At 61.1% G+C, this 19,142-nt stretch carries 14 protein-coding genes; 8 read left to right on the top strand and 6 right to left on the bottom strand.

Features of this window, described 5'->3' with window-relative positions; all coding sequences use genetic code 11:
* Window positions 1-22: 22 nt before the first annotated feature.
* Complete coding sequence (locus ACW4LP_RS05690; protein WP_173114886.1) at window positions 23-1,696, bottom strand: FAD-dependent oxidoreductase; 1,674 nt, start codon at window positions 1,694-1,696, stop codon at window positions 23-25.
* A 158-nt stretch (window positions 1,697-1,854) separates the two neighbouring features.
* On the bottom strand, window positions 1,855-3,786 hold the full coding sequence (locus ACW4LP_RS05695) for an FAD-dependent oxidoreductase (RefSeq protein WP_173114882.1): 1,932 nt from the start codon (window positions 3,784-3,786) through the stop codon (window positions 1,855-1,857).
* A gap of 155 nt (window positions 3,787-3,941) precedes the next feature.
* Here ACW4LP_RS05695 and ACW4LP_RS05700 point away from each other — a divergent pair, with 155 nt between their 5' ends.
* Complete coding sequence (locus ACW4LP_RS05700) at window positions 3,942-4,868, top strand: LysR family transcriptional regulator (RefSeq protein ID WP_452039438.1); 927 nt, start codon at window positions 3,942-3,944, stop codon at window positions 4,866-4,868.
* A gap of 11 nt (window positions 4,869-4,879) precedes the next feature.
* Here the strand turns inward: ACW4LP_RS05700 and ACW4LP_RS05705 are convergent, their stop codons facing one another.
* Entirely contained in the window at window positions 4,880-6,295 is a 1,416-nt protein-coding gene (locus tag ACW4LP_RS05705; RefSeq protein WP_173114876.1) for a LuxR C-terminal-related transcriptional regulator, read from the bottom strand.
* Between ACW4LP_RS05705 and ACW4LP_RS05710 the strand changes: the two genes are divergently transcribed.
* Window positions 6,269-7,087 carry an FAD-binding protein gene (locus ACW4LP_RS05710; RefSeq protein ID WP_114549419.1) on the top strand — a complete coding sequence of 273 codons (819 nt, stop codon included), beginning with the start codon at window positions 6,269-6,271 and terminating at the stop codon, window positions 7,085-7,087. The genes ACW4LP_RS05705 and ACW4LP_RS05710 overlap by 27 nt on opposite strands.
* 181 nt (window positions 7,088-7,268) lie before the next feature.
* Entirely contained in the window at window positions 7,269-7,829 is a 561-nt protein-coding gene (locus ACW4LP_RS05715; protein WP_181815597.1) for a hypothetical protein, read from the top strand.
* Between the two features lie 122 nt (window positions 7,830-7,951).
* Here ACW4LP_RS05715 and ACW4LP_RS05720 read toward each other — a convergent pair whose 3' ends face one another.
* From ACW4LP_RS05720 to rd, 3 genes are all read right to left on the bottom strand, one after another.
* Entirely contained in the window at window positions 7,952-8,110 is a 159-nt protein-coding gene (locus ACW4LP_RS05720; RefSeq protein WP_227069422.1) for a toxin-antitoxin system HicB family antitoxin, read from the bottom strand.
* A gap of 600 nt (window positions 8,111-8,710) precedes the next feature.
* Window positions 8,711-10,033, bottom strand: coding sequence for an MFS transporter (locus ACW4LP_RS05725; RefSeq protein WP_455803556.1), 1,323 nt, complete (start codon window positions 10,031-10,033; stop codon window positions 8,711-8,713).
* 144 nt (window positions 10,034-10,177) lie between these two features.
* Window positions 10,178-10,375, bottom strand: coding sequence for a rubredoxin (rd, locus tag ACW4LP_RS05730; protein WP_442538808.1), 198 nt, complete (start codon window positions 10,373-10,375; stop codon window positions 10,178-10,180).
* A 322-nt stretch (window positions 10,376-10,697) separates the two neighbouring features.
* Here rd and ACW4LP_RS05735 point away from each other — a divergent pair, with 322 nt between their 5' ends.
* The 5 genes from ACW4LP_RS05735 to ACW4LP_RS05755 all read left to right on the top strand — a co-directional run bounded on the left by ACW4LP_RS05735 (window position 10,698) and on the right by ACW4LP_RS05755 (window position 19,132).
* Window positions 10,698-12,056: a C45 family autoproteolytic acyltransferase/hydolase gene (locus ACW4LP_RS05735; RefSeq protein ID WP_412668098.1), complete on the top strand. Its 1,359-nt coding sequence runs from the start codon at window positions 10,698-10,700 to the stop codon at window positions 12,054-12,056.
* 87 nt (window positions 12,057-12,143) lie between these two features.
* Window positions 12,144-13,490 carry a C1 family peptidase gene (locus ACW4LP_RS05740; protein ID WP_302012483.1) on the top strand — a complete coding sequence of 449 codons (1,347 nt, stop codon included), beginning with the start codon at window positions 12,144-12,146 and terminating at the stop codon, window positions 13,488-13,490.
* A 178-nt stretch (window positions 13,491-13,668) separates the two neighbouring features.
* A complete protein-coding gene (locus ACW4LP_RS05745; protein WP_114549424.1) occupies window positions 13,669-15,957 on the top strand; it encodes an APC family permease in 2,289 nt (762 codons plus the stop codon).
* Between the two features lie 75 nt (window positions 15,958-16,032).
* The gene (locus tag ACW4LP_RS05750) at window positions 16,033-17,550 is read left to right on the top strand and encodes an APC family permease (RefSeq protein WP_455803557.1); all 1,518 of its coding nucleotides are present in this window, start codon (window positions 16,033-16,035) and stop codon (window positions 17,548-17,550) included.
* A gap of 688 nt (window positions 17,551-18,238) precedes the next feature.
* Complete coding sequence (locus tag ACW4LP_RS05755; protein WP_241521399.1) at window positions 18,239-19,132, top strand: hypothetical protein; 894 nt, start codon at window positions 18,239-18,241, stop codon at window positions 19,130-19,132.
* The last annotated feature ends 10 nt before the right edge of the window (window positions 19,133-19,142 follow it).

Genomic DNA, 19,142 nt, shown 5'->3' on the forward strand with positions numbered 1-19,142 from the left:
AGACGGGTTTTGGTCGAGATGGCTACTGGGCAGCCAGATTCTGAGCAATCATTCGTGCGAAAGTTACTGTCCTGCCGCAAGCGTTGCCGGTCGACAGGTTCGGATAAGTCATGGAATAGTATCCTCCAGAATCGTTGCCTGTGACATACAGGCCTTCAATGGCGCTTCCATCTTCGCGCAGTGCTTGACCTTGGGTGTTTATCACGATACCGTCCATGGTGCATAGCAAAGCGCCTGTGGTACGTACGCCGAAGAAGGGAGGTTTGCGTACAGGGGAAAGCCGGAATGGTTCCTTGCCGAAGTCGTCATCGCGCTGGTTGTCGTAATTCTGGTTGTTTCGTTCCACCGTTTTCGCGAGGGCTTCTGCAGGAAGACCAAGCTTTTCGGCGAGCTCCTCGATGGTGTCGGCTTGCTGAATGTGTCCGGCTTTAAGTGCCTCCTCGTTCATGGCCGTCACCACTTCGATGGGCAGGTTCGGAGCCGCTCCATTATCAAAGGGGAACATGCGCGAGCAGCCATGCATGTCGAACTGTTGAGCGTAGGTCTGCCAGTCTGCATCCCAGAGGCACACGTGGATATTTCCTGGTTGCGATGCATCGGCGTGCAGGATGAAGTCATAGGTGCCGGACTCGTTGCAGAAGCGCTCGCCATTGAGATTGACTTTCAACCAGGGTTGGCTTCCCATCCAGAATACCATGGCAGTACCACAGTCGGCGCCTCCCAGGGAGTCGGCGGGAACGCTTGCTCGGTCGAAAAGCATGCTAGAGTGTGTTTCGTCCATTTTTGCCCCAACGCGAAGGCACGCCTTTATGCCGTCTCCCTCACAGCCCGGCTGCGCTGAGTTGTAAGCGTAAATGCTGGTCGTGTGAGGCTGGAGCTGCTTAAGAAGGTCGAGATTCGCGGCGTAACCGCCTGTGCATACAAGAACGCCCTTGCTTGCGTTGACGCGAATGTAGCCGTCAGCGCCCTGCCCTATGGCACCGGTCACGCGATCGTTTTCGACGGTGAGGCTCACCATGGGCGTTTGGTAGCGGAACGTTACATGGCCCGTCTTCTCTGCGTAGTCAGTCAGCACAGTGAACCCGTCGAGCGATCCATCGACTGGCCAGGCGGGAGAATGCCCTGTAGCCCAATGTCGGTAGTTGACTTCATGCTTTTCCTCGGCAGCCTCATGCCAAAGCGCGATACCGTAAGAGGAGAGAACGCTTTCGTACCAGTCGATGGTCTCGCCCGATCGCTCAAGCCAGACCTTGTGTAACGCGAGATTGCATTGGCCCGCAGCGTAATGATCCATATCTCGCAAATAACCAATTGCGTCGATTTCATAGCCACTCTCCTGCTGCAAGCGAGAGTTAACGCCTGCAAGATCGTCACGCACGACGCCGCCGTTGAACTTCTCCATGACGAAGGTTTCCATGCCGGCATCTCCAGCGGCGCAGGCCGCAAAAAGACCGCCCGTGCCAGCGCCGATCACCAAAAACTCCGTGTCAATGGTTTCGACAATTTCATCATCGGAGATGTTCGGGGCATCCCCGACCCAGTCTGAGGGATCGTGCGATCCCGCCTCAGGCGAAGTGTTTGCTAGGGGATCCGCAGTCTTCGGGGTGCATCCTGCAAGGCCGAACAAGGCGCCGGCTCCCGCGAAGGCGCTACCTGCCAAAAACCCTCTGCGGCTTACAAGTCCCTTATTGTCCATTTCAGTTCCTTCCTTTTTTCCATGAAAGCGTGGGATTGCGTGGAGAAAAGCCTTTGGAGCTCAAGTCCGCACTGAGCCTGTTGCTGTTTAAAAACGGTCGGGCGGTTTTACCCGCCCGACCAGGGAGGGGAGGGCTTGATCTATCGTAACGCGTGTTCTTAGGCGTTGTAGATTGATTGGGCTACCGCATAGCCTGCGCCGAGTGATCCGACACCGCGCCCACCGCAGGCTGCCTCGCCTACGACGTAGAGCCCCGGTACAACATTTCCGGTCGCATCGAGCGCGCGGTGGGCTGAGTCGGTTGAGATTCCGTCCATCGTGATGTGCATCGCCCAGGTGCGTGGTGATGCATAGAATGGAGGATTATCCAGGGGGGCATTGGGCCCGAAGCTGGATCGGCCGAATTCTGGGTCGTTGAAAGTATGAGTCATCTCGTTGTAATCGGCGACGGTTTTCAGGAATGTTGTCTCGTCGACGCCCATGAGGGTCGCAAGTTCTTCAAGTGTGTCGGCGCGGTAGAGGATGCCCCGCTCGATGGCGTACTCGACGTCCATGCCCGTGTGGGTCTTACCGTCCGTGATCATGGAGCTGTCGTGGTCGACCACCTGGAAACCCACACCCCCGTCCTGCTCCATCAGGGCGATCGTCATGTCAGTTCGACTGCCACCCTCGTCGCAGAAGCGTTTGCCGGCCTTGTTCACGTAGATGCTCTCATTGGTGGTTCCGACGGTTGTTTCGGTGGCGTAGAGCACGGTGTCCACGAAGGGGAAGACCATCTGGTTGAAGGGCAATTCGGCGAAGGCGGCGCCTACTTCTGTGGCCATGCGGATGCCGTCTCCAGTGTGTCCGTAGTTGTTGTCGCAGTGGAAGGTGTCGAGATCCTTCCAGTTCCACATCTTGTCGTGCTCTTTCAGCATATCCTGGTTGTCGGCATAGCCTCCAGAGGCGATAACGACACCGTCTTTTGCGCGCACGGTGTACGTGTTGCCGTTTGCACTGCTGCCAATGACGCCAGTTACGCGATCGCTTTCGGTGATGAGCTCGGTTGCCGGCGTGGCGAACAGGATGCGAAGATCGAGTCCTTCCATCTCTCGTTCGAACACGTTGAAATAGCCTTCTCCATTCACGTCTTCTGAGGAACCCGAGAAATGCGCCCAAGAATAACCGGGAATTGCGACGAGCGGCATCCAGGGAAACTGCATGGTGTCGAGCCATGCCGTGCCCCCCTCCACATCCGTTGCATAAGTGTGTTGGAAGTCGTAGGTGTTGCCCTCAAGCATGCAGAGTTGCAGCGCAAGGAATTCGGGCGAGCTAAAGAGTTTGGTGTTCCCGTTTGCGTAGTAGTCGTCCCATTGTTGCTGCACCTCATCTACCAGAGAGGCGTCAAGCCCGGCGTCTCGATTGAACTGAAGAACTTCTTGGAAGATCTTCAGGTAGCCGTCGTTCACTTCGACGCGTAATTCTTCGGGTGCGTTGGCATACTCGATGAAACCGCCACTCACGAGGGCGTTGCCGCCCATGCTCGAGGACTTCTCGAACACGACGACCTTCGCTCCCTGCTGAGCAGCTGCTAGTGCAGATGCCATTCCAGAAATGCCGGCGCCTATGACGGCGAGGTCGCATTCGATCTCCTCGTCGGCTGGCTGCTCTTTGGGAACCTCCGCACGCTTCAACGCGCTCACGTCGCCATCGGCTTGACGCGCGCAGTCTTCTACGGCCGAGAGCAGCGCGAGGGATGAAAGCGTCGCTCCCGTCACCGCGTCGACAGCGAGTGATTGTGACGCTACAATGATCTCAGGGATCTTTTCAAACGCCGGCGCGGCGATGCGCTCGGTTTCTCCGTGATCGATGACGCGGACGCTGTCGATGGCAGTGTCGGAGAAGACGACCTCGACGGTGATGTCGCTCTTCTTGCCGAGTGCCGTGGCCTGGTAGGTTCCTGCGACAAATTGAGTTGTCGTGCCGCCCGTCTCTGCGACGGGGTGTGACGAAGCGCATCCCGTCGCGCCTAAGGCCAGAGCTGCCGCTGCGACCGAGCTTGCCTGCACAAACTGTCTGCGATCGATGGCGCGGCTCTTTCCGTGTCCCATGTTCCCTCCTATGTTCGAATCTTGTCGGCGAGACGCCCTCGCCCCTGCTGCCGTTCATTATGAGATCGGTTCGCCCGAGGGTCTTTTGCAAGTTGTTGCGTGATTTGTGCACAAACCGTACAATTCGCTACAACAACAAAGGGGATCAGGGGGTTGTGGTGCTCAACATGGAATATGTGCCTGAGTTGCTCGTGCTGGCGGAAACGCTCAGCTACACGGAGACGGCGCGAAGGCTGCACGTGTCTCATTCGGTTGTGAGCCGTCACATCGATGCTGTGGAACGGACGTTGGGGGTTCGGCTATTTGATAGGACGACTCGTAAAGTGGAGCTAACCGATGCGGGACGGGCGGTTATCGCCGACTTCTCTGCCATGCAGGCTCATTACACTCATGTGCTTGATGAGCTTGGTCGGCTTGCGGGGGATGCGTCAGTCATACGGCTGAGCTGTCCGGATTTTTGGATACCGTGTTATCTTGAGCCGTTGTTGGCGTTTCTCTCTCTCGAGCAGCCTGCTCTTCGTGTCAAGTTGGAATCGAATCCTCCTGTTGTGGGTTTAAGCGCGGTGGAGGAGGGCCGGTGTGATCTTGCCTTTGGTGTCGGGCTTCCCGCGGAACTGAAGCCCCCGATGAACATGAGGTTGTTTCTTCGCGAGAGAATCGTGGCAACGATTCATGAAGACAATGCGTTGGCGGGATGCGAGACGCTAACGTTGGGGCAGCTTGCTGGTGAGCCTTTGGTGGTTCTCGATGATCGGGCCGAAGGATTCAGCCGCATGAATGAAGAGGTATTGAGGTTTTTTACGCAGCGCGGTTGTGCTCCCTGCGACATACGACGTACTGAGCAGATTGAGACGCTTGGGCTTAAGCTGAGCGAATGCAAAGGATATGCCCTTACGCCTGCGTCGCTGCAGTTTCCTCATAGGGATTACCTGCGGGCGATCCCCCTTGAGGGAGGGGACATCTCTTTCCCGCTGTGCTTCTTTTTTCGCACAGATCGCTTGAGTCCTGCACTGACCAGATTTTTCGAATATGCCGAGCGATTTGTCTCGCTGTCGGGAGATCGTGGCTGGGGGCGTCTTTAAAGGCTCCCTTGCTACTGCTCCGTCATCAGCAAGTCGAGCAGTTCCTGGCGGGTGTTGATGCCGAGCTTCTCGTAGATGTGCCGCGTGTGGGCCTTCGCAGTGCCCTCGGCGATGATGAGCTCGTGGGCCACGCCGGAAAGCGACTTGCCCTGGGCGAGCAGCTCCATCACCTCCCGCTCGCGCGGGGTGAGGCGGCGCTCCTCGGCCACGGCGGCGCAGCGACGGGCCAGACGCGTGCGCTCGTTCTCCTCAGGCGGCCGCTTGCCCATAAACGCGATACCCCAGCGCTCGCCGATCTCGCGTTCGTTGAGCACCAGGGCCGCAACCGTCACAATGGCTGCAATGGCGACTATGGCACCGATGGCCGGTCCCGTGCCTCCGAAAAGGCCGGACCCATCGAAGAGGAGCGCTCCCTCGCGACCGACCCAACCCACGAGCAGCAACGATTCCTCGATGCCGAACAGCAGAAGCGCACTTACGCCGAAGCGCTTGGAGATGTCGCAGAGGAACAGAAACACGATGGCGTTGAAGAGCATCACGCCCAGGGCCGTGCAGAAACTGCCGGCCAAATTGCCGCCAAGGCCGAATAGCGGCACGATGAGGAGCCCGCAGCAAAGGAGGATGACCGGCGCCCGGTACAAGGCGGACAAGGGCAGTCGGTTAGAGAACCACCACACCCACGCGAACAGCACAAGACCGCCGACCAGGGTGGTCACGGTGGAGTGGGAGCCGACCAGCAGGGGATAGGCGCTGCGAATATGAGCCGAGCTGTAGCTGGCCACCAGCTCGAAGAGGGCGAGGATAAGGAAGAACTTCCAGGGAATGAGCCGGCGGTTGGCGGCGACGGGCCGATCTTCTGCCGGGACGTAGAGCCGGTAGGAGCGATGGGCCAGCGCTGCCGACAGCATCGGCAGGGCGAGAAGTGCCCCGTAGAGGTATTCGTCTCGAATGCCCTGAAGCACGAAGGTGAGTGCCACACCACCGATGATGGCGAGGGCATAGTACAGCGCTACGCGCGTGGGGCTGAGGCAGCTGTAAATCTCGCACCACAGCAGAATGAGAAGCGCCGAGCCGATGCCGCCGGCCAGGGTCGCCGGCACGATGAGGGCGTCGGTGGTTGCGGGCAATCCCAGAGCCGCCACGTTCGCCGCTACGGAGAATCCAAGCAGGAGAGCGATGACCCCATAGACCCAGCGTCGTCCGGCCAAAGGCGCGATGCGGCTGGAGAGCAGGGCGATGACGATAGCGCTGCCGGCGAGCACCACATCGTAGGCGAACTGGCCGGCGGTGCCGCTGACGGGCATGGGCGCGGCCGGGTTTGCATAGGCGAGCGACACCCAGGCGCGCCACAGGGCGAAGCCGAGAAAGGCGAGCGGCATATCGAGAAGATCGGTGAGTGAGTGTTTGTCCGTGCCATCATGGGCCATGGCGTTATCCCCTTCTCGCTTCCGCCCTGCCAGATGAACCGCACCGGCGACGGCCACAAGATGGGCGTGTGGGCCGGTGGCGAGATTGAGCTGACGACCCATACGAAGATGATCCACGACGCCCGTGTGGGCCGTGTGGACACGCCGCATCTGCCGGTGAACGCCAAGGGCGAGCGCTTCATGTGCGAGGGTCCCATGCAGGGCTACCTGAACAATTACGTGCGCGAGTACATCCACGAGGCCGGCGGCGACGCCAAGGCGGGAAACCTGTACACCATTGTGGACGCGAAGTGGCAGGACCAGATCGCGGAGTGGAAGGCCATCGACCCGGAGATCGACGCCTCGAACTGCAAGTGGTTCTACGAGGGCAACACCATCGAGGAGGCCTGCGCCGCCATGGCCGCCGACACGGAATCGGGCGCCTACGAGTTGGATGCCGCCGCGGTTCAGGCGACCGTGGACTGCTACAACGAGCTGTGCGCCAAGGGCTCCGATGACGACTTCGGCAAGAACCCCACGTTCATGCGCGCCATCGACACCCCGCCGTTCATCGTGGTGCCCCACGAGTTCGGCATGGGACTTTCGGCCATCATCGGTGGCCTGCTCATCAACGCCGACAATCAGGTGCTGAAGGCCGACGAGCACACGCCCATCGACGGCCTGTTCGCTGTGGGCAACGTGTCCGGCTGCTTCTACGGCGGCGTCGACTACCCCATGGACGTGCTGGGACTCTCCATCGGCCGCGCCATCACTGGCGGCTACCTCGCCGGCAAGCACGTAGCGGCCCTGTAGCACGCGAGCGGCTCTGCCACCGACCGCCACCGCCGCTCCGCTTCCCCGAACCCTCCCCACGAGAGCCCGCCACCCCGCGGGCTCTCGCTCTCTTACGACAATGAAAGCCGATTCGTAAGGCGCGGCGGTGGAGAAGGGGCTATACTGGCAGCATGACTTTTCGATACAGGAGGTATCTTTCATGACTGACCAGCAGAACCCCTTCAGCAACATGCCCGAGCCGCCCGCCGCGCCCGATCCGGCCCAGGCGTTCGACAACGCTCAGTGCCAGGGGCAGGCCGCGCAATCTTACGACGTCGACCAAACCGCGCAGGAGGCCTGCGACCCCTACCAGGCTCAGGCGCAGCGGCCCTATGGTGCCGGCCAGGCCTACGACCCCTATCAGGCTCAGGCGCAACAGCAACCCTACCAGCAGCCCTACCAGGCCACCTACGAGCAGCCGCAGCCGGCCTATCAGCAGGTGTACGCCCAACCGGTGGCCCCGGCGGCGCCTACGACCCTCTATCCCATGACCGACACCGATCGCAACCTGCGTCTGGTGGCGTTCATCTTCTGCATCCTGTCGCTGGTGGGCTCGTGTTGGCTCATCATTCCGCTGGCGTGGATGATCCCCATGTCGGTCATCTCCTGGGGCATCTACAAGGGCACCAAGGCCAACACCGTCGCCTTCGGCGTGTGCACTCTCATCTTCTGCTCGCTGGTGGCCGGCATCTTGCTGCTGTGCTCGAATAAGGATCGATAGAAGGCAGAGCTCGCGAGCTAGCGAGCTCTGCGAATCCGCGTGCTCGTGAGCCTGCCGCTTTCATGGTCCTGCGAACGGCATGGACTCGTGATCTCCCAAGCGCGTGTCGCCAGACGCGCAACTCAAAGTCGCGACACCACGAGTTGGTTGAGCGAGACATGCTGCTCGGCAGCTTCGATGGCGAGCTCGCGATGCTTCTCGGGCGGGATGCGCAACGCGAACTTACCCGAATAGGTGCGACTGGCCAGAGGGGTGGGCGCTTCTTCGCCGCTCTCGGCCATGTCCTCTAGAACGGTGCCCACGACCGCAACTATGGCGCAGGAAATTCTCGGTTCATTCCTCGCGCAGACCGCAGTTGCGTCGCGTTTGAGGTAATGGGGCCATGCGAAAATGAAAAGCCGCAAGCGCTGGGATGGAACATTCGCGGATTGGGAACCCATCGCGCGTCGTATCGCCGCTGGCCAAAACCGCGCGCGAGCTGTACGGACGGGTCATCGCTGGCCAAAAAAGCGCGCGAGCTGTATGCGGGGAGGCACGTTTGGCGCTTTCTGGCCAAAAACCCCGCGCCAGCTGTGCCGTGGGGTCGCAATCTCGGGATCGGCGTCATCCTCGAGCTGAGTTTCCCCAGTTCAGAATGCCGCTGCAAAGGGGTGTACGAGCCCGGGACAGCGGACCCCGAGGAGGATCCCTCGAAAATAGCAGTCCGCGCGCGATTTTTGGCCAATTGGCGAGGGCGACGCGAGGCGTGCACGAGCGGCGACTCAATTTTGGAAGCCGTGCGGAGTTCTCGGGGATGCAACGAAGGAGATGACGGGGTCGTGCGCGGGTGGGGAGGCCCAATCGCGAGAGGCGCGGGCCGCTCCGGTTCCCCTCCCGGGCCTCTAGGCGGCCCTATTGTTCTTCGGAGGCTTGATGAACAGCGAAACGATAAGGGCCGCGATGGCCACGGCGAAGAAGACCCAGAAGGCGCCGAGGTAGCTGCCCGATCCCATTTGCGAGAGGGCGAGAATCTGCGGACCTACGATGGCGGCCGGGATCATCTGGCAAGTGGCGATGGCGTAGTTGATGCCGTAGTACTTCGGCCCGAAAAACGTGCCCACCATGGCCGACATCGAGCACATATTCCCACCGTACATAAGGCCGAGCAGCATGAAGCCGGCTACGAGTAGCAGGAAATTGCCGCCCATCATGGCGAAGGCGCAGCAGAGCATGCCTGCGGCGAAGGCCACGGCGATCCAAGTGAGGCATACGCGATAGCCGAACTTATCCCAGATGAATCCGTTGATGAGGCGCCCCAGTCCGTTCATGGCCGATACGCTGCCCATGGCTGCGGTAGCCAGCATAAGCGCCTCGGTCTCGGGCAGCGCGGCGCTGACGCCCGCGCCAGCCGCCGCTGCCCCGCTCGCTCCCGCCCCCGCGCTCGCTGCCCCGCTCGCTGCTGCTCCAGCGCCCATGAGCAATTCCATGGCCGCCGGCACTGCTTGGCTGATGAGCGCCAGACCGCCGCAGGTGACGAGCATCAGATACACCATGAACACCCAGAACGTGGGCGTACGCACCATTTGGCCTCCCGTCATGTCGACGGCCGCCACGGTGGCGTTCTGCCGCGCCTTTTCCAGAAGAGGGCGAACATATTCCGGCGTCGGCAGCTTCATGATGAAGGCGCCGGCCCCCACCAGCACGACGAAAATGACTCCCAGCGCTCCGAAGGTCAGACGCCATCCGAGCGTGCCCAACATCGTAGTGACGACGGGGGACAACAGCATGGTGCCGCCGCCGAAGCCCATGAGCATGGCGCCGGAGGCCAGGCCCTGCTTGTCAGGGAACCATTTCAGCGTGACGGACATAACCACATCGGTGCCAAGGCCCACGCCGGCTCCCACCAGCACGCCGTAGGTGGTGTAAATGAAAGGCAGCGATTCGGTGAAGGCCGAGGCGATAAGCCCCAGCCCCAGGCAGGCGGCGGTGATGAGCATGACCGTGCGCGGGGATGTGCGCTCTTCCAGCGCGCCCGCTACGAGCATGCCGGCGCAGAAGGTGATGATAGAGAGCGTGAATACCACCGAGGTGGCCGAGCGATCCCAGCCAAATTCCGCCTCCAGTGGGTCGACGAACAGCGACCAGGCATAGATGGGCCCGAAGAACATGAGCAGCACGAAGGCGACGAAGAAGTACAGCAGACGGTGCGGCGTTGCGTGGGACATGGCTCTCCCCTCGAGATCGCGTTCCTTATGAGCTGCCAGCCACCTTCAGTTTAGCGGGCGCAGAAAAAAGGGCAAGAAGAAAGGGAAAGGGCGACCCAAAGGGACGCCCTTGCAGTTCGAGTGGGCTATAGGTTTTGCCGTAGGCTAACCCTCGTACAGTGAGAAGTCGTCCTTGCCGACGCCGCAGACGGGGCATACCCAGTCGTCGGGAATATCCTCGAAGGCCGTGCCCGGCGCGATGCCGCCGTCCGGGTCGCCCACCTCGGGGTCGTAGATGTAGCCGCATACGTCGCAAATGTACTTGTCCATGGGAACCTCCCAGTCGTCGAATGGTTGCAACATGCGTATCCTCCCACAGGCAGCGTTTCCGCGCAGGCGGGCATCCGATCTGAAACCATTCGGTGAATCGACGATCCTGTGTTGCGCTCGCGAAAGGACGCGATGAGGCTCGGGAAAACACCCAGCTAGAACTTAGAAAATCAGCGGAAAACTAATCTATAACGGCGCAGCAACGAAAACCGCCCCCGTCGCCAAAACGCCGGGGAAGAGCGCAGGATATGAAACGAATCCGCGAGTTCGTGCGTTGAAGCTCGCCCGCAGGACGGCTCAAGGGAGCTGTCCGCAAGCCCGCCCGCCCCGGCGCACCCTGGAAAGGAAGACGACAATGGTCACTCAAGAGCAGCAATCGATCATCGATCATGCCCAGCTGCAGAAGATCAACGGCTGGCAGCATATCAAGGTGAAGGGCACCCCCTACGAGTGCGGTTTCCAGGAGGGCTACCTTCTGGCCGACGAGTACCAAGACGCCCTGCGCGTGTACAAGTTCATGACCCTGGAAACCTTCGGTATGACCTACGAGTGGTTCGCCGAGCAGGCGCTGAAGTTGCACCGCGACAAGATTCCCACCCGCTGGCTCGAAGAGCTGCGCGGCATGGCCGAGGGCCTGACGGCTGCCGGCATCCCCACCACCACCGACGACATGATCGCGTGGAACGATTGGATGGAGATCACCGGCTACTGGTGGCCCCAGAACGCCGGCAAGATCATGAGCCGTCCGCTCATGAAGACCCACCGCAAGGAGCATTGCTCTGCCATCGTGGCCACCGGCTCGGCCACGGTGGACGGCAAGCCCTACCTGGGCCATGAGAGCTTCGACGAGTTCTGGAGCGGCCAGTACTTCAATATCTGCAAGCGCGTGGAACCCGACGACGGCTATGCCTTCATCATGCAGGCCTCGGCGCCGTGCATGCTGTCGTCCATGACCGACTTCTACGTGACCGCCGCGGGCCTGAACATCACTGAGACCACTCTGGCCGGCTTCGACCGCTACGACGACGCGGGCATGCCCGAGTGGGTGCGCATCCGCGATGCCGTGCAGTACGCGGCCACCATCGACGAGTTCGTCGAGCGCCTGAACAAAGGCAACAACGGCGGCTACGCCAACGCCTGGCTCATCGCCGACCACAACACCGGCGAGATCGCCCGCTTCGAGCAGGGCCTGGAATTCACGAGCCTCGAGCGCACCTTCGACGGCGCGTACTTCGGCTGCAACGCCGTGTTCGACCCGCGCATCCGCAACCTGGAATGCAAGGACAACGGCTTCAACGATCCGCGCCAGCAGACCGGCGCCCGTCGCCAGCGCTGGATGGAGCTCATCGATCAGTACTACGGCAAGATCGACCTGGAAGTCGTGAAGAAGATGCTCGCCGACACCTACGACGTGTACCTCGGCTACAACTGCCCGTCGAGCCGCGACATCTGCGCCCACTACGATGTGGATCCTCAGTACTACGCCGACGACCCGGACGCCGTGTGGAACATCCCGTTCTATCCGGCTGGCTCCTGCGACGCCAAGGCCGCCGGCCCCGACGACGTGAAGCACCTGAAGATGTGGGGCCGCTACGGCCGCGCCGACGGCGTGGAGTTCAACGCCCGCGACTTCATGGACCAGCACCCGCTGTGGAAGTGGATGGACGGCTACCTGGAAGATCGTCCGACTCAGCCTTGGACGCTCTTCGACTAAAGGGAATTCGAACCGGCGCTTTTCCACGGTGCCGCGTTCCTTCCATAGAAATCAACGCTAACCAATCGAGGATAAGGAGCATAGATTATGGAAATCTCAAAGGAGCAAATCGCGAAGATGGCCGAATCCTACAAGAAGGCCGAAACCCAGCACGTGGCCCAGCGCGCGGTGACCAAGAACGGCATTCTGGAGTCGGCGGAAAGCGTGGAGGTGCTCAAGCGCATGAGCCCCAAGAACTTCGCGTTTTCCATCGACGTTGACGACCAGGCCGTGGCCAACCAGAAGATGTCGGGCCGCTGCTGGATGTTCGCCTGCTTAAACGTGCTGCGCTTCCACATTGAGAAGGAACTTGATTTGCCGAAGGGCACCTTCGAGTTGTCCCAGGCCTACCTGGCGTTCTTCAACAAGCTGGAGCGCGCCGCCTGGTTCCTCGAGCACGTGGTGGCCACGGCCGACAAGCCGCTGGACGACCGCGAGGTCGACTGGCTGTTCACGACGCCCATGGCCGACGGCGGCGACTGGGATATGGTGTGCGCCCTGGTGAAGAAGTACGGCGTGGTGCCGCATGAGGCCCAGGCCGAGACCCACTGCACCAACAACACCGCCGAGCTGAACACGGTGCTTTCGCACCTGCTGCGCCAGGATGCCCTGAAGCTGCGCACTATGGCCCAGGAGGACAAGGATACCAAGGCCACCCAGGAGGAAATGCTTTCCGAGGTGTACCGCGTGCTGGCCGTGTGCTTCGGTGAGCCGGTGCAGAAGTTCGACTTCACCTACAACGATGCCAAGGGCCACTACCATGCCGACCTCGGCATCACCCCGTTGGAGTTCCTGAAGAAGTATGTGCCCATCGACTTGGACGACTACATCGGCGTCATCAACGTGCCCGGCGACGACAAGCCCTACGGCCGCATGTACGCCATCCAGGATTCCGACCAGATTCCCGAGCGTCGCAACCTGTATTTGAACGTGCCGATGGAGGAGCTGAAGGGCTACGTCATCGACTCCCTGAAGGACGGCGAGCCCGTTTGGTTCGGCTCCGACGTGCTGCAGCACTGTGACCGCAACGCCGGTGTCATGGACTTCGATCTGTACGACCTTGAGGCCATGTTCGGCGTGAAGTTCACCATGGACAAGGCCCAGCGCTTCGCCACCCACGAGAGCCTGCCGACCCACGCCATGACCATCGCCGGCGTCGATATCAAGGACGGCAAGCCCACGAAGTGGAAGATCGAGAACTCCTGGGGCACCGAGAACCACGGCATGAAGACCGGCAACAACGGGTATTTCGTCTGCAGCGACGAGTGGTTCGACAACTTCGTCTACGAGGTGGCCATCCGCAAGGATCGCCTGAGCCCCGAGATGCAGAAGGCGCTGGACTCCGACCCCATCGTGTGGCCGTTCTGGAACACCTTCAATCCGGTTTCCGCCTAAGCGGCAATCGGGCGCCGGCCTCGGGGGTTCCGCACGGGATGCCCCAAGGCCGGCCCCTGCGGGCGGCTTTTGCGAGTCGCGCGCGGCAACTATCCGCTGTCCGGCGGGGTGCCTTTTCCGGGAATGACGTCCCGGGAAGGGGAGCCCGCCCCGCCGGGCCCTTTCGTGAGGGGTAACTATGAGCTCCCAAACTACAACTCATGCGGCCAAAGCGCCGGCGAAGGGCGCAGCGAAGGCCAGCAGTGGAACCTATATCAGCCTGATGGCTCTGGTCATGATGAACGTGACCATCATCGGCAGCGTCGCCAACGACGTCCAGCAGGCTTATTACGGGCTGTCCTCCGTCACGCTCTTCATCATCGGCGCTCTGGTGTTCTTCCTGCCCACCGGTTTGGTGGCGGCCGAGCTGGCTTCCGGCTGGGGCCAGCGCGGCGGCATCTTCCGCTGGGTCGGCGAGGCTATGGGCCCTGGGCTGGCATTTACGTGTCTGCTCATTCTGTGGTTCCAGACCTCCATCAACTTCGGTATGGGCGTTGCATCGGCATCGGCCACCATCGGCTTCTATACGCCTGATTGGGACTGGGCTGTGCAGTTCATGAACCATCCGGAGAACCAGTTCTTCATCATTCTGGCGTGGCTGGCCTACTACTGGGGCCTGACCTTCCTGTCCACCAAGGGCGTGAAGGCCTTCGCCCGCCTGACTAAGTACGGCGTCATCATCGGCACGTTCATTCCGCTGGCGTTCATCGTCATCTTCACGGTGGTGTGGCTCGCCCAGGGCAACGTGTCCAACGTGACCCCTACGCCCGAGGCGTTCAATCCCTTCGCTGACGGCTTCAGCCTCACCAACCTGGCCCTGGCCGCCGGCGTGTTCTTCAGCTTCGCGGGCATCGATATGAACGCTGCCCACATCAAGCAGCTGAAGAAGCCGCAGAAGGAATTCCCGCTGTCCATCTTCATCGCCATGATCCTGACGCTGATCATCTTCATCGCCGGTACGGTGTGCATCGCCATCGTCACGCCGAAATCCGACATGAACCTGGTCTACGGCCTGTACCAGACCTATAAGATCCTCGGCGCCACCTTCAACTGCCCGTGGATTTACGTGGCCTTCGTGTGGGTCGGCCTCGGCGCTTCCATGGCGTCGCTCGTCACCAACATGGCCGGTCCCTCGTTCATGCTCGGCCAGGCCGGACGCTCCGGCTTTTTGCCGAAGGTGCTGCAGAACTCCAACAAGCACGGCATGCCGAGCCGCCTTATGTACCTGCAGATGACGTTCATGACCCTCATTGCCTTCCTGTGCTTCCTCATTCCGAACATCGAGGGCTTCGTCGTGCTCATCACCCAAGCCATCACCATCCTCTACATGATGTACTACGTGCTCATGTTCGTCTCGTTCCTGAAGCTGCGCCACGACCAGCCGAACCGTCCGCGCCTGTTCAAGGTGCCCGGCGGTAACGTGGGCGCGTGGCTTGTGGCCGGCCTCGGTCTTCTGGCCTGCTTGTTCGGCATCGTGCTGGCCATCATCCCGCCGGCCCAGGTGGCCGAGGAAGTGGGCAGCCCGGTGACCTACGTGGTGGTTATCGTGGCCATCATCGTTGTCACCTTCGCCATCTGCTTCGGCGTGTACCAGGCGTCCAAGCGCCATCATTGGGCTGATCCGAACAACGTGTTCGCGCCGTTCACTTGGCAGATCGAGGGTTTGAAGAAGCCCCAGAAGGTTCTGTCCAACGTGCCGTCCGAGTTGATGAGCGAGGGCCAGAACCCCATGGGCATGCCCATCAAGAAGCTGTGGAACCCCAACGAGCAGATCGTGCTTCCCGACGAGTACGTGCCGGGCAAGCACCATCCGTCCTCTCCGGCTATTGAGGCCGGCGACGATCCGGCGGCCATGAACCATCCGGTGAAGACCAGCGGCACGTCCATTGGCGCTTTGGGTGCCATTCCCTTAAGCCAGCCGGCGATGATTTCGGAGAAAGCCGGTATTGGCACGTCGGCCACGGTGGGCCTGAAGAAGACGGCCCCGGTGGAAGGCACCGAGCCCGTGCGGCTTGATGCGAAAGTGCCGGCGGCGCCTGCTGACGAAGTGGCTGCCGAACCGGTGCCGCGCGACCCGGCGGCCGACGCCAAGCGAGCGGCTGCGGCTGAGGTGGCAGCCTTGGCGGCCGAGAAGTCCTCGCAGGCCAAAGCCCATGCCGAGGCGGTGGCTGCCGAGGCGCTCGAGCAGCAGGTGGAAGCCGACAGCGACTTGGCGTCCGCTCGCCGCGAGGTGAAGGAGGCCAAGGCTGCGGCCGACCAGGCGCGCAAGGCTGCGCGCGGGGCTGGTGCCGAGACGGCTGCTGCGCCGGAGAAGGCTGCCGGCACCGCCTCCGATGCGGGCGCGACCAAGGGCGGCGATGCTGCCGACGGCGCTGCCGGTGCGGCAGGCGCCGACGACGCCGGTGCTGCCAAGGGGTCTTCTAAGTAAGTGTTTCGGAAGGGGGCCGCGCCGCAGGATGTGCGGGCGGCGCGGCCCCCTCGAGGGTAAAAAGAGGTGTTCTCAATGAGTGCAAACGGAAAGACAAAAACGGGCGCGCCGCCGAAGGCACCCGTAGCCGTAGCCGCGGCTGCATCCGGTGCGGCGACGGGCGCCCCCGATGACGCCACGGTCGCCCGCCTCTCCATGCCGGAAAACAACGGAGCGAAGGTGACCAAGCCGACCGTGGCCACCCAGCAGAAGTCCGGCGACGACTTCAAAGCCACCCTTACCGTGAAGGACATGGTGGTATGGGGCCTCATCACCATGGTGCCCATCTCGCCCATGGCCGTTTACGGCGGCGTGTTCGCCGACTCCGGCGGCATGCCCACGCTCGCGTTCCTCATCGGGTTCGTGGCCGTGCTGTTCTCGGTGTTCTCCTTTGGCATCATGATTCAGCATTTCCCGTCTTCGGGATCAATCTTCACCTATGTGAGCCACGTGTTCGGCAAGCTGCCCGGCTTCATCGCCGGCTGGCTGATGCTGTTGCAGTACTTGGTGAGCCCGGCCATGGTGTACCTCATCGCGGCTATCGCCATTCACAGCATGCTGCCGGATGTGCCGATTCTGGCTCTGTGCTTTGGGTTCCTCATTATTGTGGCCATCGTGTCGCTTATCGGCATGAAGACCGCCATGGTGGTGAACAAAGTGGCACTGGTGGCTCAGCTGGCGATTCTCGCGCTGTTCGTCGTATGCGGCGTGGTCTTCGTCGTGCAGCATCCCGAGAGCGCGAATTTCTCGCCGACCAACCTGTTCAACCCCGCCAAGTTCGAGTTCGGCGGCACCATGTCCGCTGTGTCGCTGGCTGTGATGTCCTACGTGGGCTTCGGCGCCATCGCCACGCTGACCCAAGAGGCGAAGGACCCCAAGCACGGGCCGTCGCGCGCCATGATGGTGATGGCCATTCTGCTGTGCGTGCTGTACGCGCTGCAGTGCTTCATCGCCACGTGCATCGATCCGTCGGGCGCGGCCTTTGCCGGCAACACTGACAACGCGTTCTACGCCGTGGCCAAGATGGCCGCCGGTCCCTGGCTCATGATCGTGTGCGCCGTGGGCGTGGCGCTGGCCCAGGGCGTGTTCACCGCTATCGCGCAGCAGAACTCCATCGCCTTCGTCATGTTCACCATGGCCAATGGCGGTTGCCTGCCGAAGTTCATGGCCAAGATGAACAAGCGCACGAACTCGCCTTTGAACGCCGTCATCTTCATCATCGCCCTGTCCGTGGTGCTGACGCTGCTCTTCCATTTCAGCGGCATCGACATGAACACCGTGGTGAAGATCTCGAACTTTGGCGCGCTGTCCACCTACGTGATGCTGAACGTGTCGGTCATCGTGTTCTGCTGGTTCCAGCTGAAGCAGCGCAAGGGGGCCAAGTCCGTGTTCATGCACCTGGTGTTCCCGGCGCTCGGCGCGCTGGTGTGCTTTGCGATTCTGATGTCCGTGGGCACCGTGGCCCTGGTGACGGGCGTGGTGTTCATCCTCATCGGCATCGCCTACTACCTGGTGCTGACCCGCGTGCTGCATCGTCAGATTAACCTCGGGTAACGCCCGGTTGGCTGACAGCACCGTTGGTTGACGACCTGAACGATCTAAACGGGCCCTGACCTTGTGCGTCTGGGCCCGTCTTGTGCTTTGGGTATGGTGCCCCGCAGCATACAGCGGTACTCCGATGCGGGCGCGCAGGTGCCCGTGACAGGGTGCTGCGCAGATGTGCGCAGGTGGTTTTGCTCTCCATGGCGTATTTTGGCGTTTTTGGTGCACATGCTCGGGGATAATCATTTCCTTGCCGAGAAAAGTAGCGCAAATTTTTCGCTTTCGGTGCAGATAAACGAGTTCTGAGGGCAGATGCTGGCCTTCTCCTCGCTTGCTATGCACCGATTTCGAAATTAGCGGCCAAAACTCAAAGGAAAGACCCGTGGAAGTCCGTGACAGGCGTTTGTGCTCATGGTACACTGCAATGCTTACGAGCCAGTGCGAATCCTGTTTCCAACAGTCCGTGCTCAGAGGCTGTGTCCGGGTCTCTGCATACCAGATTCGCAAGATCCTCTCACGACGGGCCCGAGAGGAGTGCGTCATGGTTCGGCCATCTTCCCCCGTCGCTTCCCGGCGGATCGTTTGCTTTAGCCACAAGACAGCGCTGGAAATACTGACGGCATTGCCCCCGTCCCAAAAGCCCCAGCCCATGCGTAGCCGAAAGTTCCCCGACCAAGCACCGTCCTTAAAGGATGCGCAGTTGGCAAGCGATCGCATTTTGGAGCAGTGCCCCGCGCTCTCCCTTTCTCGGCCCCTCCATGTTACAAGCGCTTCTACGTCTCACAACCACCGCACCGATGTTGTCGAATTTCATCGCAGCGGGAAGCCGTTTGGCGGCACGGGCTTGCTTTCGCTGGGTGAAGGGACAAGGGTGACCAGCGTACCGTTCACCTTTGTGCAAATGGCAACGTCGCTTTCGTTGATCGAACTGCTTGAGTTGGGTTATGAGCTTTGCGGCACCTATCGCAGAGGAAAAGCGGGTGAGCCTACGCGATACCATGCCGACCCTTTGATGACTACGCGACAGCTTGCCCAGTTCTTGCGCATGAATCCCGGCATGCATGGAGCAAAGCGTGCTCAGCGCGCATTGTCGTACATTGCCAAAGGGGCGGAGTCGCCGCGTGAGGCGAAATGTGCGTTGTTGTTCGGGCTGCCAGTGGCGTTGGGCGGATACGGTCTGGGCATTCCCCTTATGGGCTATGAGGTTGAATGCACGGGTGAGGCTTATGCTATCGCCGAAACACGAATGCTGCGATGCGACCTGTTCTGGCCATCAGCTCGTTTGGCCATGGAGTACCAAAGCAGGGCTTTTCACGAGGGGGAATTGCACCGTGCTCGAGACTCGCGCCGCGTGAATGCGTTGCGAGCCATGGGCATCGACGTGGTGCTAGTCACCGACAACGAGCTTGAGAGTTTGTTTGCTTGCGACACGATAGCGCAGTCGATGCTGCGGGTTTTGGGCAAGCGCAACCGCACATGTGTAAGAAATGCTCGTGATCGAAAACTGAAGCTACGTCGGCAGCTTGGCCTGCCGCTTGAGCCTCGACGCACCTTTGAAGCGGTAGGGAGTCCCTCTCATTTTGGCGAGGAATAACGTTTTTGGT

This window comes from Adlercreutzia sp. CNCM I-6215 (genome assembly GCF_977072315.1).